The organism is Sandaracinaceae bacterium, assembly GCA_016706685.1.
GTDB lineage: Bacteria > Myxococcota_A > Polyangia > Polyangiales > Houyiibacteriaceae > JADJJE01.
In genome coordinates this window covers 107043-131573 of the sequence record JADJJE010000004.1, presented here as the reverse complement: position 1 = coordinate 131573, position 24531 = coordinate 107043, and the positions used below count along the sequence as shown (strand labels likewise).

The 24531-nt window shown below is 70.5% G+C and carries 19 protein-coding genes; 10 read left to right on the top strand and 9 right to left on the bottom strand.

Features of this window, described 5'->3' with window-relative positions; translation table 11 throughout:
• The first annotated feature begins 30 nt into the window (after positions 1-30).
• From IPI43_08410 to IPI43_08400, 3 genes are all read left to right on the top strand, one after another.
• Positions 31-3387, top strand: coding sequence for a putative metal-binding motif-containing protein (locus tag IPI43_08410; GenBank protein MBK7774149.1), 3357 nt, complete (start codon positions 31-33; stop codon positions 3385-3387).
• 152 nt (positions 3388-3539) lie between these two features.
• A complete protein-coding gene (locus tag IPI43_08405) occupies positions 3540-3980 on the top strand; it encodes a hypothetical protein (protein ID MBK7774148.1) in 441 nt (146 codons plus the stop codon).
• Positions 3977-4669, top strand: a complete 693-nt coding sequence (locus IPI43_08400; GenBank protein MBK7774147.1) for a hypothetical protein — start codon at positions 3977-3979, stop codon at positions 4667-4669. Before IPI43_08405 ends, IPI43_08400 begins: the two co-directional genes overlap by 4 nt.
• A gap of 797 nt (positions 4670-5466) precedes the next feature.
• Here IPI43_08400 and IPI43_08395 read toward each other — a convergent pair.
• From IPI43_08395 to IPI43_08370, 6 genes are all read right to left on the bottom strand, one after another.
• Positions 5467-7296 carry a GAF domain-containing protein gene (locus IPI43_08395; protein MBK7774146.1) on the bottom strand — a complete coding sequence of 610 codons (1830 nt, stop codon included), beginning with the start codon at positions 7294-7296 and terminating at the stop codon, positions 5467-5469.
• 64 nt (positions 7297-7360) lie between these two features.
• Complete coding sequence (locus tag IPI43_08390; GenBank protein ID MBK7774145.1) at positions 7361-8428, bottom strand: LysM peptidoglycan-binding domain-containing protein; 1068 nt, start codon at positions 8426-8428, stop codon at positions 7361-7363.
• Positions 8425-9483: a tol-pal system protein YbgF gene (gene ybgF / locus IPI43_08385; protein ID MBK7774144.1), complete on the bottom strand. Its 1059-nt coding sequence runs from the start codon at positions 9481-9483 to the stop codon at positions 8425-8427. Before ybgF ends, IPI43_08390 begins: the two co-directional genes overlap by 4 nt.
• Positions 9484-9582: 99 nt before the next feature.
• On the bottom strand, positions 9583-10503 hold the full coding sequence (locus IPI43_08380) for an acetyl-CoA carboxylase carboxyltransferase subunit alpha (GenBank protein ID MBK7774143.1): 921 nt from the start codon (positions 10501-10503) through the stop codon (positions 9583-9585).
• A 126-nt stretch (positions 10504-10629) separates the two neighbouring features.
• Positions 10630-12423 (bottom strand): GAF domain-containing protein, encoded by a 1794-nt coding sequence (locus IPI43_08375; protein MBK7774142.1) that lies wholly within the window; start codon positions 12421-12423, stop codon positions 10630-10632.
• Between the two features lie 205 nt (positions 12424-12628).
• Positions 12629-12871 (bottom strand): DNA-directed RNA polymerase subunit omega, encoded by a 243-nt coding sequence (locus IPI43_08370; protein MBK7774141.1) that lies wholly within the window; start codon positions 12869-12871, stop codon positions 12629-12631.
• 124 nt (positions 12872-12995) lie between these two features.
• Between IPI43_08370 and IPI43_08365 the strand changes: the two genes are divergently transcribed.
• Genes IPI43_08365 through IPI43_08355 form a run of 3 tightly spaced genes read left to right on the top strand, consistent with a single transcriptional unit; the run spans position 12996 to position 14162 of the window.
• Positions 12996-13331, top strand: a complete 336-nt coding sequence (locus IPI43_08365; GenBank protein ID MBK7774140.1) for a hypothetical protein — start codon at positions 12996-12998, stop codon at positions 13329-13331.
• Complete coding sequence (locus IPI43_08360; GenBank protein MBK7774139.1) at positions 13315-13692, top strand: hypothetical protein; 378 nt, start codon at positions 13315-13317, stop codon at positions 13690-13692. Before IPI43_08365 ends, IPI43_08360 begins: the two co-directional genes overlap by 17 nt.
• Positions 13689-14162: a hypothetical protein gene (locus IPI43_08355; protein ID MBK7774138.1), complete on the top strand. Its 474-nt coding sequence runs from the start codon at positions 13689-13691 to the stop codon at positions 14160-14162. The genes IPI43_08360 and IPI43_08355 overlap by 4 nt, the downstream gene beginning before the upstream one ends.
• Here the strand turns inward: IPI43_08355 and IPI43_08350 are convergent.
• From IPI43_08350 to greA, 3 genes are read right to left on the bottom strand one after another with little or no spacing between them, the layout of a single operon-like run.
• On the bottom strand, positions 14093-17209 hold the full coding sequence (locus tag IPI43_08350) for a sulfatase-like hydrolase/transferase (protein ID MBK7774137.1): 3117 nt from the start codon (positions 17207-17209) through the stop codon (positions 14093-14095). The two genes, IPI43_08355 and IPI43_08350, sit on opposite strands and share 70 nt — an antisense overlap.
• Entirely contained in the window at positions 17206-19410 is a 2205-nt protein-coding gene (locus IPI43_08345; protein MBK7774136.1) for an ATP-dependent DNA helicase RecG, read from the bottom strand. Before IPI43_08345 ends, IPI43_08350 begins: the two co-directional genes overlap by 4 nt.
• 21 nt (positions 19411-19431) lie before the next feature.
• Complete coding sequence (greA, locus tag IPI43_08340; protein ID MBK7774135.1) at positions 19432-19908, bottom strand: transcription elongation factor GreA; 477 nt, start codon at positions 19906-19908, stop codon at positions 19432-19434.
• Positions 19909-19989: 81 nt separating this feature from the next.
• On the opposite strand from greA, the gene IPI43_08335 reads away from it, so the two are divergent.
• The 4 genes from IPI43_08335 to IPI43_08320 are packed head-to-tail and all read left to right on the top strand — an operon-like array spanning position 19990 to position 24356.
• A complete protein-coding gene (locus tag IPI43_08335; GenBank protein ID MBK7774134.1) occupies positions 19990-21162 on the top strand; it encodes a beta-ketoacyl-ACP synthase in 1173 nt (390 codons plus the stop codon).
• On the top strand, positions 21159-21947 hold the full coding sequence (locus tag IPI43_08330; protein ID MBK7774133.1) for a beta-ketoacyl synthase chain length factor: 789 nt from the start codon (positions 21159-21161) through the stop codon (positions 21945-21947). The genes IPI43_08335 and IPI43_08330 overlap by 4 nt, the downstream gene beginning before the upstream one ends.
• Positions 21934-23163, top strand: coding sequence for a beta-ketoacyl-ACP synthase (locus IPI43_08325; GenBank protein ID MBK7774132.1), 1230 nt, complete (start codon positions 21934-21936; stop codon positions 23161-23163). The genes IPI43_08330 and IPI43_08325 overlap by 14 nt, the downstream gene beginning before the upstream one ends.
• Entirely contained in the window at positions 23160-24356 is a 1197-nt protein-coding gene (locus tag IPI43_08320; GenBank protein ID MBK7774131.1) for a tryptophan 7-halogenase, read from the top strand. Before IPI43_08325 ends, IPI43_08320 begins: the two co-directional genes overlap by 4 nt.
• The last annotated feature ends 175 nt before the right edge of the window (positions 24357-24531 follow it).

Below are 24531 nucleotides of genomic sequence, written 5' to 3'. Positions count from 1 at the left end.
CAAGGCGCACCGGAAGATATCGACTCGGGTGTGATCGACGCTGGCCCCGGTGACGTGGGCACGGACACCGGCCCAGGGGACGCCGGCCCCAACACGGGTCTGTGCCAGGCGTGCGTGGTGGACGACCAATGCCCCGATGGCGCTGAGTGTGTGCAATTCGGGGACGCCACCCTCTGCCTGCAGCGTGTGGCCGACGAGTTCGCCACCTGCCCCCGCACGTTCGAGGCTGCCGCGCTCGCGGCCGAGCCGAACCGCTTCTACTGTCTGCCCACCGAGGGCTGCTGTATCGACGAGGACGATGACAACTACGGCGAAGGCGTGTTCTGCGACGGGGCCGACTGCAATGACGACGACGAGCTGGTCTACCCCGGCGCCGACGAGCTCTGCAACGGCGACGACGACAACTGCGACAACCTCGCGGACAACGCACCAATCGATTGCGCGCAGCAGGGCTGCTCGTTCAATGGCACCAACTACGTGCAGACGCCCACGGCGGCCTGCGCGAACGGCATGTGCGAGCAGGTGACCACCAACACGTGCGGGCTCTACTCGTGCGTGGGCGGTATGGCCGACGGCGACGTGTGCGCTGGCGAGTGCGTCTTCGAGAACGTCGAGAACGACAATTTCTGCATCCCGTCCGCGCACTGCGAGGCGCAGGGATGCGTGCTGGACCGCCCCGACGGTGGGGTCTGCACGGCGGACAGCGACTGCGCCAACGACCACTGCGACAGCGGGATCTGCTGTTCGGGCGTGGAGTGCTGCAACGACAACATGGACTGCCCGGGCTATCCGGGGGCGGGCTTGCTCTGCACCGACACCCCCATGTGCCAAGGCACCATCGGGTCGGTCACGTGCAACCTGACCACGTTCGAGTGTGAGTCGCTCAACGGCGCGCCCGATGACGCCGGCTGCACCAGCAGCGTCGAGGCCAACGACTGCGGCCCCTATCCTACGGTCTTCTGTGCGGGCACGTCCAACCAGTCCGCGCCCACCTGCGCCACCTCGTGCAACGTGGACGGCGAGTGCGACGCCAACGCGCACTGCGACAACAACTTGTGTGTGCTGGACCTCCCGGACGGCAACGCCTGCGACGAGGGCTCGGACTGCGGCTCCTCGCACTGTCAGAACAACTTCTGCTGCTCCGGCGGTGACTGCTGCGCCATGGCCAGCCAGTGCCCGGCCATCTACAGCTCGGCCTCGGTGTGCACCGACGCCGCCACCTGCCAGGGCACGCGCTCGGACGCCATCTGCACCGGCAACGTCTGTGGCACACAGGCCGCCATCCAGGACGACAGCGGCTGCGGCACCATGACCGAAGCCGATACCTGCGCCTCCTTCCCGTCCGTGTTCTGCAACGGGATGTCCACCCAGTCGCGCCCGTCGTGTCAGGCCGCGTGCACGCTGGACAGCCAGTGCGACAGCGGCTCTCACTGCGACGGGCTGTGTATCCCGGACATCACCGACGGTGGCGTGTGCGACGAGAACTCGGACTGCCTCACGGACCACTGCCAGAACGGCCGCTGCTGCGCCGGCGGCGACTGCTGCGCCACGCCCGCAAACTGCCCCGCCAGCTACAGCGCCAACAGCACGTGCGGTGACACGTCCACGTGCCAGGGCACTCGCTCGGACGCCACCTGCACCGCGTCCATCTGCGGCACGCAAGCCGGTGTCCCCGACGACTCGGGCTGCAACGTGAGCTCGGTCTCGAGCAACTGCGGTGCGTACCCGTCCGCCACCTGTGCCGGGACCGCCGATCAGTCGGCACCGGTGTGTTCGTCGTCGTGCTCGACGGACAGCAACTGCGACGCCAACGCTCACTGCGACAACGGCGTGTGCATCCTGGACGTTCCGAACGGAGACGTCTGTGACGAGGACTCGGACTGCACCGCAGGTCATTGTCAGAACGGCTACTGCTGCGCCTCCGGCGACTGCTGCTCTGCGGCCACCAACTGCCCAGCGAGCTACCGCTCGGCGGCGGCCTGCACCTCCAACAGCACCTGCCAGGGGTCACGCACCGACGCCACGTGCACCAGCAACCAGTGCGGGACCACCGCCCCCATCAATGACGACCGCGGCTGTACGGCTGGCCTGATGGCCCTCAGCTGCGGCGCCTTCCCGGACCGCTTCTGCGATGGCCAGGAGACCCAGACCCCGCCCGTGTGCGCCGCAGCCTGCACACTCGACTCGCAGTGCATGGCCAACGCCCACTGCGACGCCGTCTGTGTGCCAGACCAGGGCAACGGAACCTCCTGCGACGAGGACTCCGACTGCGCTGGCAACCACTGCCAGAATGGGTTCTGCTGCGCGAGCGGTGACTGCTGCTCGGTGGCGGGTAACTGTCCCAACAGCTACGCCACCCCGTCCACCTGCAACACGGCGGCCACATGCCAGGGCACCCGCTCGGATGCCACGTGCAACGCCTCGTTCCAGTGCGCCACTCAGACCGGCGTGCCCGACGACACGGGCTGTGGCGTGCTGGCGATCGCGAACACCTGCGGGTTCTTCCCGTGGCTGCTTCAGCGACGCCGACTGCGACGGCAACGCGCACTGCGACGGCGGATCCTGCCTTCCGGACCTGACGGACGGCAACTCGTGCGACGAGGCCTCGGACTGCCTCTCCAACCACTGCGGCAACGGCTTCTGTTGCTCGGGCGGCGACTGCTGCGCGTCGGCCGGCAACTGCCCGGCGTCCTACGCCTCGCCCGCGACCTGCGCGGACCCGGCCACGTGCCAGGGCACCCGCTCGGACGCGGTCTGCTCCGGCAACGTGTGCGGGACCACCACGGGCCAATGTGCCGACGACAGCGCGTGCAACGCCGGCGTCGAGGCCAGCGACTGCGGCCCCTACCCCAGCCGCTTCTGCAACGGCCTCGCCTCTCAGGTGTCCCCGGTATGCGGAGGCAGCTGCTCCAGCAACGGCCAGTGCGACGTCGACGCCCACTGCAGCGGCGGGCTCTGCGTGCCCGACTTGCCCAACGGCGGCAACTGCGCGCTGACCGGCGCCGCCGCGTGTCAGAGCGGCCTCTGCAACAACGGCTTCTGCTGCACCAGCGGCACCTGCTGCTCCACGGCCACCGACTGCCCCGGCACCTTTGCGGCGGCTCCGGCGTGCAACAACGCTGCCACCTGCCAGGGCACGCGCAGCGACCGCACGTGCGTGTCCAACTCCTGTGGCACTCAGGCAAACGTGCCCGACGACAGCGCCTGCAGCGCTGCCACCGTGGCCAACACCTGCGGTGCGTACCCGAGCGTGTCCTGCAACGGCGCGCTCGACCAGACCACGCCCATCTGCGGAGCCATGTGCTCGGCGGACGGCGACTGCGACAGCAACGCGCACTGCGACTCCAGCGTGTGTGCCCCCGACCTCGCCGACGGCAACGTGTGTGACGAGGACTCGGACTGCGTGGCCAGCCACTGCCAGAACGGGCGCTGCTGCGCCGGCGGCGATTGCTGCTCGGCCGCCAGTCAGTGCCCCGCCAGCTACACCACGGCACCCACGTGCCTGAGCCCTGGCTCGTGACGGGCGCCGGTACGACGCCGTGTGCAACTGGCTTCGTCTGTGGCACGTCCTCGAGATCGACGACGACAGCGCCTGCACGGTGACCACCCTCGCCAACACGTGCGGGACCTACTCGGACGCCTTCTGCAACACCCAGGTCTCGCAGAGCGCGCCCTCCTGTGGCACCACGTGCAGCACCAACGCGCAGTGTGACGCCAGCGCCAACTGCCAGGGCAACCTGTGCGTTTCGGACGGCGCCAACGGCGACGCCTGCAGCGCGAACAACCAGTGCACCAGCAACCACTGCCAGAACGGCTTCTGCTGCGCCACCGGCGACTGCTGCAATGTGGCCGCCAACTGCCCCGCCAGCTACAGCAACGCGGCCACCTGCGACACGCCTTCGAGCTGTCAGGGCACCCGCGACGACGCGGTCTGCAACGCCAGCAAGCAGTGCAGCACCTCGGCCAACGTCGCCGGATGACAGCGCGTGCACCGGCAGCCACTCTCGCCAACGTCTGCGGGTTCTACAACGACCTCTCCTGCAGCGGCGCGGCCGGTCTCGCAGACCGACCTGCCCGAGAACTGCACCATGAACCAAGCTGCAGTGATGCCGGCGCATTCTGTGGCACGGGCATCTGCCAGCCGCTCCGCAATCAGGGGCAGACATGCGCCGCGGCGTCCGACTGCGCCGGCGGTCTGGCCTGCACGGACGGCGTCTGCTGCAACAGCTCGTGTGGGTCGCTCTGCCAGGCGTGCAACGTCGCGGGCAGCGTGGGCACGTGCACCAACATCCCGGCCGGGTCGGACCCCGCCAGCGAGTGCGGCCTGGTCAGCTGCGCCGGCTGGTACGCGGGCTGGACGGGCGACCAGTGCTTCACCGCGCAGAACGCGCCAGCGGCTGCCGTGGACTGCAACGGCGCCGGCTCGTGTGAGACGGCGGCCCAGGTCTGCCCGGCCCAGCCCGCCAACGCCGTGGCGCTCGACTGCAACAACACGTGTCAGGTGAAGAACCTGTCCACCTGCACCGGCATGGTGGCGCCGGTCTGCAACGCCTTCACCCCCATGCCGAACACCCAGTCGTGCAACAGCGGCGTCTGTCAGCAGACCATCGCGCTCTGCACGGCGGGTGTGCCGCAGACCTGCCCGAGCGCCATGAGCCACCCGAGCTAAGAGATCTGCGATGGCCTCGACAACGACTGCGACATGGTCACCGACAACGGGGGGAACGCGCTCTGCATGGTGGCCAACGCGGTCGAGTCGTGTGGCGGCGGCGAGCGGCTGCCAGGTCGCCAGCTGCAAGGGCAGCTACGTGAACCCGGACCTGGTGAACGCCGATGGCTGCGAGTGCCTTCCCGAGATCAGCGGCACGGACGCGTGCGCGACGGCCGTAGCGGGGGGTCGATCCACACCCTGACCGAGGGCCAGAGCAACACCGTGATCGGCAACCTGGCCACCACCATGGACGGTGACTGGTTCCGGGTGACGCTGAACAACCGCGGCGGCCCCGGGTACCGCAGGGCTCATCGTTCACTGCGCGTTCGGGCTCGGACGTCGTCTTCGAGCGTCCGCCAGGACCACGCTGGCCACCTACACGGGCGGGCGGCCCGGGACGCTCTGCTCCGGCACCTCCAGCCAGCCACGCAACCTGACCAGCTACTCGTTCGATCCGCTCGAGCAGACCGGCCAGTGCAACCAGGTGGTCCCCGGGCGGAACGGGCTGCAACTGGTCGCCGAGCCGCACGCTCTACATCTGCGTCCACCGCTCTGGGGACCGCGCCCACCTGCGCGACCTACACCATGAGCCTGAGTCAACGGCTTAGCTAGCTCTGAAGGCCTGCCAGGCCAACCGAAGACGCCCTCCTCGCGGAGGGCTTCTCGTTTCTGGCGACGCGCCGAGGCAGGAGCAAGGCCGTCACGGCCCGCGCCCAGGGCAGGTCCCCGCCTAGGCAGCGGGTGCCGAGGCGCCTCTAGTGAACCAGCGCGCGCGTGCTGCCCGACGACGAAGCTTCGTGGGCTTCATCTTGCGGCAGCTCGATGTGGAACGTGGTGCAGCCTGGCCGGCTCTCCACCGTGATCTCCCCGCGGTGGTCGCTCACGATGCTCCGCACGATGGCCAGCCCGAGGCCGGTGCCCCCCTGCTTCCCGTGCGTGGTGAAGGACTCGAAGAGGCGCGAGCGGATCTCCTCCGGCACGCCGGGCCCGTTGTCCGAGAACGCGATGCGCAGCGCTCCCTCGGGCGCGCGCGAGACGGTGAGCTCGCAGCGCCCGTCCGTGGGGTCTCCCGGGCGGCTGCTGATGGCCTCGGCCGCGTTGCGGGCCAGGTTGTGGAGCGCCCGCAGCACCTTGGTCTCGTCGAAGTAGGCCGTGCCGCGCTCCTCGAGGTTGAGCACCAGCTCGATGCCGCGCGGCTCGAGCTCGCGGCGCAGCTGCTCCGCGGCGTCCTCGAAGAACTTGTAGAGGTAGACCTTGCGGATCCAGATGGTCCGCTCGCCCCGCGCGAACGCGAGGGTCTCCTTGGTCATGGTGTTGAGCAGGTCTACCTGCCGCTGGATGGTCTGCGCGTACTCGGCGCGCCGGCCCGGGTCGCTCTCCTTGCTGAGGAGCTTGGCGTAGCCCTGGATGACCGTCATGGGCGTCTTCAAGTCGTGCAGGACGCTGGAGAGAAACTGGCCAATGGTGCTGAGCCGCTGCTCGCGCGCCCGCCGCTCACGCCCGCGCGCCTGGGTGATGGCCGTGGAGATGTGACCCGCGATGACCGTGGCCAGCTTCACGTCGTCGTCCGTGAAGGACTCGCTGCCGGCCGCCTTGTTGAGCAGCTCCACCGCGCCGATGCCGTCGTCCCAGCGCAGCGGCACGCACAGCACGGAGCGCGGGTGGTAGCCCACCTCTTCCGAGATGTTGCGGCTGTGGCGCTGGTCGGAGTCCACGTCGTTGACCACTTGGTGTTGCTGGTGCTGCGCCACCCAGCCACAGATGCCCTGGCCCGCCTTGATGCGCAGGCGCTTGATGGCCTCCGGCTCGCCACCCACCGCGGCACGGAAGCGCAGGTCACCGGTGTCGGCGTCGGCCAGCAAGATGGACGCCGCCTCGGCGTTCACCGCGCGCATGGTGCGGGCCAGCACCCCTTCGAGCAGCTCGTCCAGCTCCTGGGCGCTGGCCGACACCTGGGCGATCTCGAAGAGCACGTCCAGCTCGCGCACCTTCTGCTGGAGCTTCTCTTGGGCCTCCAGCAGCTCGATGTTCTTGCCCACCATGGAGAGGAAGAGCTTGGAGTTCTCGATGGAGACGGCGGCCTGGCTGGCCAGCGCGCCCAGCAGCGCCTCGTCTTCCACGGTGAAGTAGGTGCCCCCGCTCTTGTTGAGGCACTGCACCACACCGATGATGCGGCCGTGGTGGTTCTTCATGGGGACGCACACCGTGGACGTGGTGCGGTAGCCCGAGCGCCGGTCCCAATCGGCGTCGAAGCGCGGGTCCTGGTAGGCGTCCTTGATGTTGAGGGTCTTGCCCGTGAGCGCGACCGTCCCCGCGAGGCCGTCGCCCACACGCAGGCGGATCTCGAGCCAGCGCTCCCCCTGAGCCACCTTCGACCACAGCTCGTTGGTCTCCTCGTCCAGCACGTAGAGCGTGCTGCGGTCCGCCTCCATGGCCTCCGAGATGCGGTCCACCACTAGCGTGAGCAGTTCTTGGAGGTCGAGCGTGGATCCGAGCGCAGCACCAACGTCCTGCAGCGCCTTCAGCTTGCGCTGCTCACGCTTGACGGACGCCTCGAGGGCGGCGATGTCGGACTTGTCGGACACGCAGCCAGTCTCGCCCAGCTTGCCCTCCACAATCAATCGCTTCGGGGAGGCCCCTGCGAGACGCTCAGAAGCCTTGGCGCATCTGGGCCCGATCGCCCACCTCGACCGCACGAATCGACGTGGTCATCATCACGGTGCACGAGCGCTCACGCACCTGCACCACGCGGGCCTCGGCGACGACCTCGTCGGGGTATTCGTCCGGACGCTCGGTGTCGGGCACGGTCTCGCCCAGATCCGACGTGTTGCTGGGCTGGTTGGCTCGCCACTCGTCTTCCGCCCGCACGATCACGAAGCGGTTGCCCGGCTGGACGCCGTCTTCGCTGCCCTTGTCGAGGAAGCCGATCTGCTGGTCGGCCAAGAACACGGTGGGCTGCAACAGCGCCACGATGGTCGCGTCCACGTTTGCGGCGTTCACGCGTGGGGGAACCACGGCAAACTGGCGGTCGATCTCGGCGATCAGATAGCCGCGCTCGATGGGCTCGAGCGACTCCGTGATGGTGGCGCGACCGAGCTGTCGCTCCTGGTCGTAGTCCATGAGGCGCACGGTCCCCAGCACCCGCACCAGCACGCCCTCGTTCTCGTCGGAGCGCTCGCTGGTCGGGATGTTGCGGAACACCGTGTAGCTGCGGCCGGGCGTGGGGGTCACGTCCTCGCCGAAGCGCACGTACACCTCGTCGTGCTCGGAGAGCAGCATCTGGTCCTCGCGCGAGCCCACGATGACGCCGGAGCGCTCGCGCTCCTCCTCGGCGAGGTAGCCCTGGTCGCGCAGCCAGACAGTCCCGCTCGACGCACGTGGCCGGCGGGTGATGGTCGGCGACGAGGCATCGGCCAACACCCCACCCGTGCGCAGACGCACGTGGTCGCTGGGATAGATCCAGTGCGGGTTGGTGATCTCCGGGTTGTACGACCAGATGCGCGGCCACTCCCACGGGTTCCCGTAGTACCGCCCCGAGATGTCCCAGAGCGTGTCGCCGGTCCGAACGACGTGGACCTCGGGCGTTGGACCACCACCACCCACCACGCGCACGGACTGACGCTGCGCGTGCACGCGCGACGGCGACGGCAGGGTGGAGCCCGCGAGCGGAGCGCTCAGCAGGGCGAGCGCGATCGCGATACGTCGATAGGACTTCATGACGCTTCCTCCCGCGACGCGAGGCGCGCCGCGACGGTGTCTGGATATTCTTGCTGGACCCGCCGGAACATGGCGCGAGCGCGCGCGGTGTCGCCGCTGCGGGCGTGACAGAGGCCCATCTTTAGGAGGGCATCGGCCACCTTCGTGTGGCTGCCGTGGCGCTGGACGAAGACCTCGAAGGCATGCAGCGCATCGCGGTAGCGTCGCTGTGCGTAGATGGCCTCCGCGCGCCAGTAGTGTGCGTTGGCCACATACGGATGGTTCGCGTGGGTCCCCAGGAACGAGTCGAACGCGTCCACGGCCTCTGGGTACTGACGGTCACGCAGGTGACCTAGGGCGGCGCGGTAGGCGATGACGGCGGTGTCCGGCGCCACGGTCGTGAGCGGCTCGGGCGCGACGGGCACCATCATGGTGCCACCGGACGCCACGGAGGCGGCCAGCGGGCCGGCGCTCGGCGCGAAGGACGGCGGCGCACCCGCTGCGCTCTGGGCCGGGAGGGGCAGCGGAGCCACCGGCACCGGGCCAGCGGTGGGCAGCGGAGGGAGGCCCGAGCCGCTCGCGAAGCTGGGCGGGGACTCGCCGCTCGGGATGGTCATGGTCGGCGCTGCAGGCGTCGGGACGCCGCGCACGCGGAGCACCGGCCGGGGACGTGAGTCGGAGGGGCCCGGCTCTTCCACGACCACTTCACCGGCTTCCGGCTCGATCCAGCCCGCCCCAGGGTCTCCTTGGCTCGTGCCCGTGAGATCGGTGCTGGAGCGCCCCGACTCGTCGGTGGCCGCAGGGGTGCCGCTGCGAATGCTGATGGTGGCCACGCGCGCCGACGCCTGCGAGTTTCGGAGCGTCTCGGCCTCGCCGCGCACGATGGCGAGCTCGTTGCGCAGCGCGCGGATCTCTTCATCCTGTCGCAGTCGCTCGGCTTCGAGCGCCGCGATGCGCGCCTCGTCCGAGACCTCAGCCGCAGCCGGCGTGGTACCGGAGGGCCCCGAGGACGAGGCCGATGCGCATCCGGATGCGAGCGCCAAGAGGAGCGCGAGTGCGAGTTGGAGACGAGTCACGATGAATCCTGGCGCGCGAACGGCACGCGACCTCGTCATCGTACGGAGCGCGCCGCAGGCCCGTCAAAAAACAGGGCGACGCGCTGCTCCCGGCTCGCGTCAGCCGCCCGTGGTGGCGCCGATGTTGCGGAAGCGCGCGTAGCGCTGGGCGATGAGCTCGGCCTTCGAGAGCGACGAGAGCTCCCCGAGGTGACGCCGCAGCGCCTGCCCGAGCGCCTGCGCCGACCCAGCTGCGTCGCGGTGCGCACCGCCCGGTGGCTCGGCGATGAGCTCGTCCACGATGCCGTGCTTCATGGCGTGGGACGCCAGCAGCTTGAGCTGCTCGGCGGCCTTCGGGGCCTCGCTGCCGTCCCTCCAGAGGATGGAGGCGCAGCCCTCGGGCGTGATGACGCTGTAGGTGGCGTACTCGAACATGAGCACACGGTTGGCCACTCCGAGACCCAGCGCTCCGCCCGAGCCACCCTCCCCGATGACGGTGGCGATGACCGGCACCGGCAGCCGCGACATGGTGAGCAGCGCCTGCCCGATGGCCTCGCCCTGCCCGCGCTCCTCGGCGCCGATGCCTGGATAGGCGCCGGGCGTATCGATGAAGGTGAGCACCGGGCGCCCATAGCGGCCCGCCAGCTCCATGATGCGCACAGCCTTGCGGTACCCCTCGGGGTGCGCCATGCCGAAGTTGCGCCGCACCTTCTCCTTGGTGGTGCGGCCCTTCTGGTGACCGATGACGGCCACCGCGCGCCCGTCGAGCCGCGCGAACCCGCTGACGATGGCCGGATCATCCGCGAAGGCACGGTCGCCGTGCAGCTCGAGGAAGTCGTCGAAGATGGCGGTCAGGTAGTCGAGGAAGTACGGCCGCTCGGGGTGGCGGCTGAGCTGCACCTTCTGCCACTCGCTGAGGCCCGCGTAGAGCTCGCGCTGGAGCCTGTCCGCCTGCGCCTGGAGCGCGCTGACCTCCGCGCCGACGTCATCGCCCGGGCCTGCGGCCGCGCGCAGCTCGTCGATGCGACGCTCCAACTCCATCAGCGGTTTCTCGAAGTCGAGGTGTGCCACGGCCTAGAGGTAGCCCGGATGAGCCCACACGGCTAGCCCCAATACATGCCTTCCCTCACGCTGCCGCGCCCCGTCAGGAGCGACGAGCAGCACGGGTCAGCTGCTGGCCGTGCGGTCGTCCCAGCCCTGCTGGGGCTTGGCGCGGAGCACGTTGTAGACCTGCAGCGGCTTGGCCTTGCCCTTGGCCTGGATCTCACGCGGGGGATCGAACTCGAAGTAGTCCTTCACTTCGTTGTAGGTCCACTCGCTGATCAGGCACTCACCCGCGCCGGCGTGCGAGCAGAGCCGCGCGCCCACGTTCACGGAGTCGCCGATGACGGTGTACTCGAGCGCCTTGGAGCTGCCGAGGTAGCCCGCGACGACCTCGCCCGTGTTGATGCCGATGCCGATCTTGATGGGCGACTTGCCCTCCACGGCGCGCCGCTCGTTGAGCTGGTCCAGCACCTGGTACATCTCGAGCGCCGTCCGCACCGCGCGCACGGCGTCGTCGCCGTAGGACACGGGCGCGCCGTAGAGCGCCATGATCTCGTCGCCCACGAACTTGTCGAGCGTGCCCTGGTACTTGAAGATGATGTCCACCATCAGCTCGAAGTACTCGTTGAGCATGTCCACCATCTCGCGCGCCGGGATGGACTCGCTCATGGACGTGAAGCCGCGAATGTCGCTGAAGAGCACCGTGGTGGGGCGCGCCTCGCCGTACTTCTTGACCTCCACCTTGCCGCTCAGCACCTGCTCGGCGATGGCGGGCGAGAGCAGGCGCTGGAAGCGCTCGCGCGTGACGGCCTCGGCCTCGAGACGCAGCGCGAAGAGGCTGTTCTGGATGGCGATGGCGGCCTGGTTGGCCACGTTCTGGAAGAGCTGCAGGTCCTTCTCGTTGAAGGCGTTGGCCGCGATCTGCGAGTCCAGCAGCATGATGCCGAACACCTCGCTGGCGTGCAGCAGGGGCACGGCCATGCTGGACCGGATGCCCTGCATGATGATGGAGTGGGCTCCCGAGAAGCGCGAGTCCACCGAGGCGTCGCTCGAGAGCACGGCGGCCTTGTCGCGCAGCACCTGGTCGATGATGGTGGTGGAGAGCACCACGTTCTCGCCTTCGGCCTGTTGACGCTTGGTCTGCACGCAGCGTGGGGTGAGCTGCTTGTTGTCGTCGTACAGCAGGATGACGCCGCGGTCGGCCGGCAAGATCTGGAACGCGGCCGCCAGGATCTTGGTGAGCAGCTTGTCGACGTCGAGCTCCACGCCGATGGCGCGCATCATCTCGTAGCTGACGCGCAGCTTCTCGTAGTCACGGCGCAGCACCTCCGGGTCCGTGACCATGTGCGCGGGCACGAACGACTGCTCGAGCACGGCATCCAGCTTGGTGCGGATGTGGCTCTCCACCATGCCGGGCGCCATGGTGACCGACGCCTGGCGGCGACGCGGGGCAGCAGCTGCGGCGGCCAGGGCAGCGGCAGCAGCGGCGGCGTTCACGATCCCGCCCGAAGGCGCCGTGGCGGGCCGATGGAATTCGGGGGAGGCGACACCCTGCGGGTTGGTGGCCCCGAAGCCCTGCTGCTCGATGGTGGCCGAACGCTGCGGGGGCGACGAGCTGTGCTCGGGGCGGGCCACTTCATCCGCACGGAAGATGATGCGGGTGGACCCCATCATGATCTCGTCGCCGTCGCGCAGGGGGTGATCACCCACGCGGGCACCGTTGACGAAGGTGCCGTTCAGCGAGCCGAGGTCGTGCAGCACGTAGCCACCCTCGACGGCGTCGATGTGGCAGTGCTCCTTCGACACGATTCGATCCAACACCTGGTGGGTGTTGTTCGGGTGGCGTCCGAGGGTGTTGTGCGGGAGCAGTTCCCGGTCTTGCTGACCGTCAGCTCCGATGATGGTGATTCTGGCCATGTAAGCGCAAAGGGATCCGCGAGAGCCGCGATGGTACCGACCGAACCGGGCGGAAGTAAAGACGCATGCGACCCGCCCGCCAATTCTCGTGCCGCCACCCAATCCCCGTCTCTCGGCCCCCTCTCGCGCCTCGTCGGGCACCAACGAAAAGAGCGGCCCGAAGCCGCTCCCAACCGAACGACAGGCGCCCAAAAGCGCCTGCGATTCAGAGCCCTTCGGCGATCTTGGTCTCGATGATGTACTGATCCACGGCGTCCTTCACGGGCGAGGCGAAGTGGACCTTCTGCTTGGCGATCTCGCGCAGGGCGGTGACCGCAGGGCGGTTCTTGCTGGCGACCAGGGCGGGGGCCCCCTTCATGAGCTCACGCGTGCGACGGGCGGCGAGCACCACCAGGGCAAAACGGTTCTCTTCGTGCTCGAGGCAATCTTCGACGGTGACGCGTGCCATGGGGTGCTCCAGTAAGCGGGTGGCGGAAGGTAGCAGCTGCGGATCCCCGCCGCAAACCCTTGGCGCGCTCCATGGGCGCACCCCCCGCTTGATTCCCTCGGCGTTGTCGACTACCGACCGCAACATGAGCGCGCTGCGTCCCCTCTTCCTCGCGGGTCTCCTGTCGGTCACCGGTCACGCCTGTGGCCCGTCGTCCCGGCCGGCCGCGCACCCGGACTTTCGCGTGCTGCAGGTGCACGAGGCACGTGTGAGCGAGCTCACCCAGGTGGCTGGCGATGAGTCCCGCCCCTGTGCGGATCGCCGCTCGGCGGCGCTCGAGTGCGACGCCGAGGTGGAGCGCGCGCGGCAAGACCTCGAAGGCGTCCGTGATGAGGACGCGAGCGCGCGCGTGAACCGCCTGGCCCAGCAGTGCGATGCGGCGCGGGCGATCACCGAGGGGCGCTGTGGCACCGACGCCTGAGGAGGCCGCGCCGGGGCTCGGTCGTGAGCTCGGTCTGCCGTTGCTCACCCTGCTGGGCACCCTCGGGCTCTCGGCCAGCCGCGTGGCCCAAGGGGTCCCGCTGGACGGCGTGTCGCTGGCGCTCCACTTGGTGGGCGGTCTCGCCGCTCTTCGCCTGGTGCCTCCGCTGGTGCGCCTGCTGAACCTTCGGGGCGGCGCGTTCGGCGAGCCGAGCTGCCCGTCGGTGCCCGCCCCACCGCCGAGAGCGACCCCCATGGCCCGCTGCGGTCCTCCCCCGCCGAGCTCTTCGATCTCTACCTGGCGGACCCGGCGGCGTTCCCCGCCGCCTACGCGCTGCCCGCTGGTCGCGCGTGGCTCATGAGCGGTCCCTATGCGGGCGTGGTCTTTGCGTTGGTGCTGGGGGTGCACGCACTGGCGGTGCCGCTTCTGCGCACGCCGCTCACCCTTCTGCTGGTGCCCGTGGCCTGCGCGCCGCTCGCGCTCTGGTGGTGGCGGGGCCGGGCCACGCGCCGCGCCCGGGGTGGCGTCGCGCTGCTGCTCACCCCCACGCAGCTGATCGTGCGCGACGCCGTTGGCGCACGCAGCGCGCCATGGAGCGAGGTGCAAGCCGTGCGCACGGAGTCGCAGCCGGCCTGGGACATGCTTCGTGGAGCGCGCCGTGCCCCGCTGCTGGTCATCTCGCGCCGAGGCACTCCACCATTGCGGCTCCGGGAGGACGAGCTGGGCGTTGCCGTGCCGCGCGCCCTGTTGCGGGTGGAGGCCTACCGCTCCGCCGTCGGGGCGACGCCGGCATCGGCAGCGGCCCCCGCAGCAGATTCGTCCGCTTCGTAGGGCTCGGGAGGCGGTGGCGGGAGCTCGGGACGCGCGGGCACCACCACACACGCGCTCAGCGTGACGTCCGGGCTGGTCTCGATGGCCAACGCGAGCAGCGGCCCGGTGACCCGCACGGCCACCTGCGCTCGCCCTGCGCGCACGGGCTGCGCCGATCCGCCCAGCTGGACACTCCCGCCCGCCGGGCTGTCCACCGCACACACCACTTGGACCTCTCCTCGGGGTGCACCGCTGGGGGGCAGGTTCACACGCCCACCGTTGGGCGCGGCACACGTCTCGGCCGTGCACGACCACGCGCCTTCGAGCGCCTGCGGCGAGCTGGACAGCCGAAGCCCGCGGCCGGAAGGACGTGCGAGTGTGCCGAGCCGCACCAGCAGCTCCACTCCGCCCGGGAGCGGCTGCTCCATGCCGAGGAAGCGCATGATCTCGGACGCGACAGCACGGTCACCGAGCTGTACCAGCGCAGCAGCCTCCGCCGCGCGAGCGCTCAGGTAGCGCTCTCCGCGCAGGCGCTGACGCAGGGGTGCGATGGCACGGCGGTCTCCGATGGCACCCAGCGCCAGGGCGGCCGCCGGGCCGAGCCGCACGTCCTCGAGCAGCGCGACCAGCGTGGGGACCGCCCCGGTGTAGCGCAGCGCGCCCAGCAGCTCGATGACGTGGCTGCGCGCGTCTTCCCCAGCGCCTTCGTCCGCCGCCCATGTGTCCAGCACGCGCGCGAGCGAGGCATCCCCGCGCTCGCCGAGCGCCAGCGCCGCGCGCCGTTGGAGTGGGAGCGTGACTCCGTCGCGTGCTGCCATGGCGCGCACCGCGTCTGCGCTGGATGCGTCCCCGAGGGCGAGCGAAGCCAGCGCGGCCTCGTCCCGGACCTCCACGTCGGCATCCTGGTCACGCAGGCGCACGAGCGTGCCGAGCGCGGGGGCGTGACGCAGCCGGCCCAGCAGACGGGCCGCCGCCGCGCGCACGGCCGAGCGCTGGTCACCCAGCAGGGGCACCAGCTCGGGGGCAGCCGTGGCGTCGCCCAGCTCCGCGCGGGCCAGGGCCTCGGGCCAGCCCTGCTGACCCGCCAGCGCCAGCGCCTCCACCCGCGGGATGCTGCCCACGAAGCGCCCCAGCTCCTCGCGCAGGCGCAGGAGCGTGACTGGGTCTTCGCCCGCCAGGTTGCGACGCTCTTCCGGGTCCGCGCCGAGGTCGTAGAGCTGGCAACGGTTGGTGTCGCTCTCGCAGATGGCCTTGTGCGTGCCGTCGGTGACCATGCGCGCGTCACCCACCTCTGCGAACGCGTAGGCTGGCCCGCCCTCTCCGTGCAGCAGCAGCGGCCCCAGGTCGTCGCCGCGCATGCGGGCATCACGCGGGATGGCCAACGCGGCCAGCAGCGTGGTGGCGATGTCCACCAGCTCCACCGGGGCGGCGATGGCCCGCGCCGGCACCAGGCCGGGGGTGGACCAGATCAACGGGATGCGCACCTGCTCCTCGTAGAGCGTGGAGCCGTGGTAGAGGCCGCCGTGGTCGCCGAATTCCTCGCCATGGTCGGCGCTGATGACCACGGTGGCGCCGGGCCGATGCTCGCGGAACACGCGCACCAGCTGCTGGATGGCGTCGTCCACGGCCGCCACCTCCCCGTCGTACCGCTGCTCGGCGCTCTCCCCGCGGGCGAAGCGTGGGTTGGGCTCGTAGGGCTCGTGCGGCTCGAACAAGTGCACCCACGCGAACACCTCGCGCTGCGGGCCCTGCTCGGCGTCGACGGACTCGAGGTACTCGCGCAGCTGCGGGACGCGGGCGTGGGCCGACGCGAACATCTCCTTCTGGTACTCGAAGCCGAAGCGCCCTGCGCGCAGCGCCTCGAAGCGGTGGGCGTCCACGAAGAAGATGGCGGGCGGATAGAACGCGGCCGTGCGCATGCCGTAGCGCCGCAACAGCTCGGGCAGGGCCACGTGCTCGGTGGGGGCGTTGGGCAGCTCCAGCACCGGGCGCAGATACTTGCCCGTGAGCATGCTGGAGAGCGCGTAGCTGGTGTGCGGCGTGGGCGTGTAGGCGTGGCTGAACACGGCCGACTCCGCGGCCAGCCTGTCCAGGTTGGGGGTCAGCCCGCGGCCACCGCCGATGCGGTCTGCGCGCAGGGCATCCACCGTGATGAGCAGGACGTTGCGCGACTCGAGCCGCAGGCCGCTGCGGGTCTCGACGCCGCCCTGGGTGGCTGGCTCCGCGTCGCCGTCGGACGAGCCCGCCGCGTGGCCCTCCGGCAGGGCCTCGGACTGTGCGCGCAGCGCGAGCTGCAGCAGCTTGCCGGTGACGCTGGTGTAGTCCGCGACCACGAAGGCGAGGTTGGGCGCGAGGGTGGCGCGCTGCAGGGCGAGCGGGGTGGCCACGACCGCGAGCACCAGGATCACGGTCACCCCCCGCACAGCCCCACGGAAGCGCGCGTGCTGCCGAAGACGGGCGAGCCGGACGGGGAGCAGCCACACAGCGAGCGACGCGCCGAGGACCACCAGCACCGCGAGCGCCACGTGGAACGCCGGATAGAGCCGCAGCAGGAGCGTTGCGTCCGCCGCCGCAGCTCCACACGAGAGCGCGGTGAAGAGGCCCGCCAACGCCAAGCTTCCGCCGCTGCGCGCACGCGCTTCGAGCCAGGGAGAGGCCTTCACGACCACGACGCCGGCGCCACCCGCGAGCAGCGCCACCACGGGCAACCGAAGCGCGGAATCGCGCACGCGGCGCCCGTCGCTGAGCAGGTAGAGCAGCACCAGGCAAGCCGCGAACGCCAGGCCCCCCATCAGCCACCCGCGCCACACCGGATCGGCGCTGACGCGACGCAGCAAGACCCCGAGCCCGAACACCAACGTGGAAGCGCAGACGCCGGTCAGCAGCGCGAGCCCCACATAGGCATCACGCTCGGCGTTGCCCAAAAACAGCGACCAGGTGTTCCCCGAGAGCGCAAAGCCGAGCTCGATGACCGAGACCAGCAGCCCCCCGAGCAGCGCGCGCACGGGCCAGTCGGCCACCGCGTGGGCCTCGCCGGGCTGGGCCTCCCGTTGCTCTGCACCGGTCATCCCGACTCCTCGGCCACGACGGCCTGCTCCAGCACCCGCCGCACGGCGCTGCGCGTTCGCGCGTGCTCTGGGGCGAGCAACCGCGGGTCTTCGCTCACCAACCCGCGGGCCAGCTCGCGCGCTTGCTGCAAACGGTCCAGGTCGCGAAACAGGTCCGCGAAGCGAAAGCCGGTGCCACCCGCTTGGCGCACCCCGAACAGCTGCCCCGGGCCGCGAATGGCCAGGTCCCGCTCGGCCAGCTCGAAGCCGTCTTGCGTGGCGCACATGGCGGCCAGGCGCAGCTCCGCGTCGGGCGTGAGCTCGTCGGCGTGGAGCAGCAAGCAAGCGCTCTGCCGCTCGCCGCGCCCCACCCGCCCGCGCAGCTGGTGCAGCTGGCTCAGGCCGAAGCGCTCGGCGTCTTCCACCAGCATGAGGTTGGCCTCGGGCACGTCCACGCCCACCTCCACGATGGTGGTGGCCACCAGCACGCTCGCGCTGCCTGCCACAAAGCGCGCCAACGCGTCCGTGCGGGTGTCGTGATCCAGCTGCGCGTGCAGCTTGGCCACCCGGTCGGCACCGAAGCGAGCGGTCAGCTCGGCGTGCACGTCCTCCACGCCCCGCGGGCTCGCGGCACCCGCATCGCCCGCATCGTCGGCATCGTCTTGGTCCTTCGCGCTGGGGCGAATGGTGGGGCACACCACGAAGGCGCGGCCTCCGGCGTCCAGCGCTCGCTCCAGCTGCCGGTACGCATCCGCCCGGGTGCCGTGCGGGTAGCGCCGGGTGATGATGGGCTTGCGCCCCGGAGGTAGCGCGTTGATGACGCTCACCTCGAGGTCGCCGTAGAGCACCAGCGCCAGGCTGCGCGGGATGGGCGTGGCGGTCATGACCAGCAGGTGAGGCGCGCGCGCGCCCGCCTTGTCCACCAGCTTGAGGCGCTGCGCCACGCCGAAGCGGTGCTGCTCGTCCACCACCACCGCGGCCAGGTCGCGGAAGGCCACGCTCTCGCTCAGCAGCGCGTGCGTCCCCACGATGACGTTGGCGCTGCCGTCTTCGATGCGCCCGATGCGCTCGCGGCGCTCGCCCGCGCGCAGCTTGCCCGCCAGCAGCACTGGCGTGAGGCCCAGTCGTGCAGCCACGGCCGAGACGTTGCGGAAGTGCTGCTCGGCCAACACCTCGGTGGGCACCAGCCACGCCACTTGAGCCCCCGCGGCCACCACCTGCGCGCTGGCCAACAGCGCCACCGCCGTCTTTCCGCTGCCCACCTCGCCCTGCAGCATGCGGCGCATGGGCTGCTCGCGCGCGAGGTCGGCCGACACCTCATGAAGGGCCCCCTGCTGTGCGGCGGTGAGCGTGAACGGCAGCTGGGCCGCGTGCTCGCGGGCCACATCCTGCGCGATGGGGCACGGCCGCGCCGGCAGCCCCGCCTCCTCGGCGCGCCGCCACTGCAGCGCCAGCTCCAGAAGGAAGAGTTCCTCCGTGGCGAGCCGCCCGTGGTGCGGGCTCTCGCCGCGGTTCCAGTCGCCCAGCGTTTCGGCCGGCAGGTCCGGGGGTGGCACGTGCAGCGCCACCAGCGCCTGCCCCACGGGGCCCAGGCCCGCGCGCTCACGATACGTTTCTGGGATGGCGTCCGGCACGAAGACGCCCACGCGCGCCACGGCCGCGCGGATGGCTTTGCGCAGCGCAGCGCCGGTCACGCCGGGGATCTCGGGGTAGCGCGGCACGATCATGCCGTCATCCACGTGCACCTCCGGGTGCGCGATGGTCAGCGTCCCGCGGTGCTCGTCCACGCGACCGTACACCCGCACCGTGGCCCCCACGGGGAAGCGCTTCTCGAGCCCCGGCAGCCCGTGGAACCACACCAGCCGGAGCTGCCCGTAGCGCCCTGGCGCGTCTCCAGGGCGGGGCACCAAGCGCACTTCCGACAGCCGACGCCCCCCGCGCGGCGGCGGCTGGGAGACCGAGCGCACCACGCCTTCGGTCATGGCCCTGGCCCCCGGGCCCAGCTCTGCGATGGGGATGATGACCCGTTGGTCGTCGTACCGCCGCGGCAACAGCCACAGCAGGTCGCCCACCGCCACCAGCCCACGCCGCTCGAGCGCCTGGCCAGAGACCTTACCGATGCCAGGAAGGCTGACCACCGAGGTGGCGAGCACCGCCTCGAGCGCCGCGCTGTCCGCAGCATCCCTCGGCTCCGCGGGGCCCGTCGCCTTCTGCGCGCCCATGGCCTTGGTCCGGCTCGTGGATCAGGACGCCGACCAGCGGACGGCCGTGATCTCGTACGTCCGCACGCCGCCGGGGGTCTTCACGCTGACCTCGTCGCCCGCCTCGCGGTTGATGAGCGCGCGCGCCACGGGCGACGTCACGGAGATGTAGCCCTTCTCCACGTTGGACTCTTCGGAGCCCACCAGTCGGTAGACCTTGGTGGTCCCGGTCTCCACCTCTTCGAGCTCCACCCAGGCGCCGAACATGACTTTGTCGCCGCCCAGCGTGGCCGGGTCGATGACCTCGGCGCGCGAGAGCTGGTCTTCCACCACGGCGATGCGGGCTTCCATCATGCCCTGCTTCTCGCGGGCGGCGTGGTACTCGGCGTTCTCCTTCAGGTCGCCATGATCTGCCGCCTCGCCGATCTGCTGTGAGATCTTGGGGCGCTCGGCCTTGAGTTCGGCCAGTTCGCTCTTGAGGGCTGCATAGCCCTCGGGTGTCATGGGGACCCGTTCCATACGCAAGTCGTAGACGGTTCCACGCTGGGAAGCAAGCGTGACGCCGTGCGGCGGACCCCCTGCCATGATAAGAGCCTGGCCATGCGCGTCACCCCCTACCCCGTCACGGCCTATGGGCTCGCGTGTGGTCTCGGTCGCGACACGGCCTCGGTGCTCGCGCAGCTGCGGCGCGGCGAGCGCGGGCTGTCTCCGGTGCCGCTCGACGTGCCCTTCATGACGGTCACGGGGACCATCCCGGGGGAGCTTCCGGAGCTCGACTCACGCATCGCGGAGCACGACTCGCGCCTGGCGCGGGTCACCCAGCTGGGGTTCGAGTCCATCGCCAGCGAGGTCGCCCGCGCCGTGTCTCAGTGGGGCCCCAGCCGCGTGGCCTGCGTCCTCGGCACCAGCACGGGCGGCATACGGGCCACGGAGCTGGCGCACGCGGCCCATCATCACGAGGGCACGCTGCCGGCCAGCTTCGACTACCGCACGCAGCACCCGTTCCACATCACCACGGACATCTGCCGCAAGCTCGGCGGCTTCAGCGGGCCCGCGTACATCGTGAGCACGGCCTGCTCGTCCAGCGGCAAGGTCTTCGCTTCGGCGCGCCGTCTGCTGGACGCTGGCCTGGCCGACGCGGTGCTGGTGGGCGGCGCCGACGCCCTCTGCCACACCACGGTGCGGGGCTTCTTCAGCTTGGGGGTCATGGCCGAGGGGCCCTGCATGCCCTTCAGCGCCGACCGACCGGGCATGAACATCGGCGAGGGAGCCGCGTTCGCGCTGGTGGAGCGCAGCGGCACCCCGCGCGCCATGTTGCTGGGCGTGGGCGAGAGCAGCGACGCCTTCCACCCTTCGTCGCCGCACCCCGAGGGCCGCGGCGCCCTGGCGGCCATGGCCCATGCGCTCGAGCAGGCGGGGCTCACCGCCGCAGACGTGGACTACGTCAACGCGCACGGCACGGGCACCAAGCACAACGACAGCGCCGAGTCGCAGGCCGTCGAGACGTTGCTCGGACGCGAGGTGCCGGTGGTCTCCACCAAGGGCTACACGGGGCACACCCTCGGCGCGTGCGGCGCGGTCGAGGCCATCTTCGGCATCGTCTCCATCGAGGAGGGCTTCTTGCCCGCCAGCGTCGGCTCCACCCCGCGCGACCCGGAGATCACCATCCACGTGCCCAGCGAGCGCTTGGACCTCCAGCCGCGCTACGTGCTCAGCAACTCGTTCGCCTTCGGCGGCAACAACTGCAGCGTGCTGCTGGGGAGGCCCGCGTGACCGCCGTCCACGTGCTGGGGCGTGGCTTCTTCACGCCTTCGTTCCCCAACCTCGCTGCGTTTCGCGCGGGTGTGCCAGACGCCGAGGCGCAGCGGCCTGCGGTGGACTTCGTGCAGTCGCGCAACAAGCGTGGCTGCAGCATCCTGACGCTGGCCGCGGCCGAGGTGGCGCACCAGGCGTGCTTGGACGCCGGGCTCTCGCCCGCACAGCCCGCGCTGGTGTTCGGTAGCTGCCACGGCGAGATGGAGATCGCCGTCGCGCAGATGGAGATGTTCCAAGAAGACAAGGGCCTGCTGTCACCCGCGCGCTTCAAGAACAGCGTGCACAACACGGGCGCCGGCATGTTCTCCATCGCCATGGACAACAGTGGGTACGCCACCGCCATCGCCGGGGGCCACGACACCGTGGCGCTCTCGCTGCTGGAGGCCATCCTGCTGCTGCAGCACGACCGCTACGAGACGGCCGTGGTCGCGCTCGCCGACGAGCGCCTGCCTGCGCCGCTCACGCACTTCTCGCCGCACGAGGCGCTGGGGGTGGCGGTGGTGCTGGGGCGCGCGCCGCACCCCGAGCGTGGCTCGCTCGGCACCTTGAGCATTCCGCAGCGCTCGCCCGAGGCGCTCTTCGCCGCGGACACGCGCTTCTCCGGCAACCCCATCGCGCCCCTGCTGGACGTCATCGACGCGCTCGACAGCGGCCGCGCAGGGCGAGTTCCCCTCAGCCTGCCGGGCGGCGAGCCCTGGTGGTGTGAAGTCCAGTCGAACGCGGAGGCGCGTGCGAGGACCTGAGGCGCGCGTCGCCATCACCGGGCTCGGCATTGCGTCGCCCATCGGCAACGACCTCGAGACGGCGCTCGAGGCGCTGCGCGCTGGCACGCACGGCATCACGCGCACGGACCGCTGGCGCGCCTATGGCGGGCTGGACGCCGAGCTCATCGCCGAAGTGCAGGGCCTCGACCTCAACCGATGGACCCGCAAGCAAGTGCGCACCATGGGCCGCGTGGCGCGCCTGGCGCTCCACGCCACCGAGCAGGCCATCGCCCAAGCGGGGCTGCCGGAGGAGACCATCCGCGGCGGGCGCTGCGGCATCGCCTTCGGCTCCACGCACGGCAGCAGCGACGCCTGGGAGCGCATGGCGCGCAGCTGGCTGCTGGACAACGACCTGCGCGGCGGCGGGTCCAGCATCTACCTGCAGTTCATGGCGCACACCTGCGCCGCCAACCTGGCCATCTACTACGGCGTCACGGGACGCGTGCTGCCCACCTGCGCGGCCTGCGCCAGCGGCAGCCTGGCCATCGGGCAGGCCTACGAAGCCATCCGCGCGGGCGTGCAAGACGTCATGATCGCGGGCGGCGCGGAGGAGCTACACCCCACGCACGTGGCCGTGTTCGACGGCATGTATGCCGCCTCCCTGGCTCACGACCACCCTGGCAGCACACCACGCCCGTTCGATGCGGCGCGCGACGGCCTGGTGGTGGGCGAAGGAGCGGGCGCGGTGGTGCTCGAACGCTGGGATCACGCCATCGCCCGCGGCGCCGACATCCTGGGCGAGGTCATCGGGTTCGGCCTGAGCTGCGACGGAACCCACGTCACGGCACCTTCGGCCGTGGGCATGGCCAGCGCCATGCGCCTGGCGCTCGAGAGCGCGGCCATCCCGGCGAGCCAGGTGGAGTATCTGAACGCCCACGCCACGGCCACGGAGATCGGCGACATCGTGGAGAGTCAGGCCACCTTTGCCGTGCTGGGCAACCGCGTGCCGGTCAGCAGCACCAAGGGCCACACCGGGCACACGCTCGGGGCATGCGGGGCCATCGAGCTGGCGTTCTGCGTGGGCGCCATGCGCGACGGGTTCCTGCCCGCCACCCGTAATCTGGATCAAGTCGACCCTGCCTGCGCTCCGCTAGACTACGTGCAGACCACACGCTCGGCGCGGCCGCGCGTGGTGATGACCAACAACTTCGCTTTCGGCGGGATCAACACATCCCTCCTCCTTCAGGCTCCATGACTCACCCCTCGTTCGACGTCATCGTGCTCGGTGCGGGTCCCGCTGGGACCACCTCGGCCAACCTGCTCACCCAGGCGGGGCACCGCGTCCTGGTCGTGGAGAAGGAGACCTTCCCACGCTTCCACATCGGCGAGTCACTGCTGCCCGCCGACCTGGCGCTGTTCGAGCGGCTGGGCGTGGACTTGTCGGACCCCGCTCGCTTCGTCCTGAAGCAGGGCGCGGTGTTCCTCGACGAGCGCACCGGCGACCGCGTGGACTTCCGCTTCGCGAACGGCCTGCCGGGCACGCCCCCGCACGCCTATCAGGTGGAGCGCGCCGAGTTCGATCTGATGCTGGCCGACCGGGCGGCCGCCATGGGCGTGGACATTCGCTACGGCACGCGTGCCGAGCGCGTCCACCTCTCCGACGACGGGGTGCGCGTGGACACCAGCGCAGGCACGTTCGTGGGGCGCTACCTGATCGACGCCACGGGCCAGAACGCGTTCATGTCCGGTCAGCTGCGCACTCGCCGCCGCATCGAGGGCCTGGGCATCGCGGCGGTGGGCTGCCACTTTCACGGCCTGAGCGACGCTGCCGTGGCCGAGCTCGGCGAGACCGGCAACATCCTGGTGTTCATGCTGGAAGACGGCTGGGCATGGGGCATTCCGCTCGCGGGCAAGCGCCTCAGCGTGGGTCGCGTCACACGCGAGCGCGGCATCTCCGAGGACACCCTGAACACGTTCGTGGCCAACTCGCCCACGCTGCAGCGCCTGACCGCCGGAGCCGAGCGCGTGGACCGCATCACCATCGGCAACTACAGCTACAAGAACGACGCCCCTGCGGGCGCCCGCTATGCCTGTGTGGGCGACTCTGCCTGCTTCCTCGACCCGGTCTTCTCCTCGGGCGTGACGTTCGCCATGATCGGCGGCGAGAAGATCGCTGACCTCCTCCACACGGCGCTCGTGGCCGGCACGGAGGCTGACCCCACCCTGGCCAAGCCCCTCGTGGACTACATGCAGCACGCCTACGACGTGTTCGGCTCGTTGTGCGGCCGCTTCTACAGCGCCGACCTCGTGCACCGCATCTTCTTCTACGACTCCCCGGACCCGTTGATCACGCGCGGCGTGGTGAGCGTCCTGGCGGGCGACCTCTACCGCGACGACAACCCGTTCCAGAAAATGCTCCTCAGTGACCGGCGGCGTCTGCGCGTGTGACTCATGGGGTAACCTGGGGGCGTGATCGATCGGAGGGGGACGGGCACCCTGGTCTGCGGGTGCGCTCGCGCTGGCGCTCGCTCTGATACCTCCCTGAAAACGGCACTCCGCGCTGCGCGCTGCGTTTGTTTTCTGGGGCCCATCAAGCCCCGCTGCCCAGGGCGCCCGTCCCCCT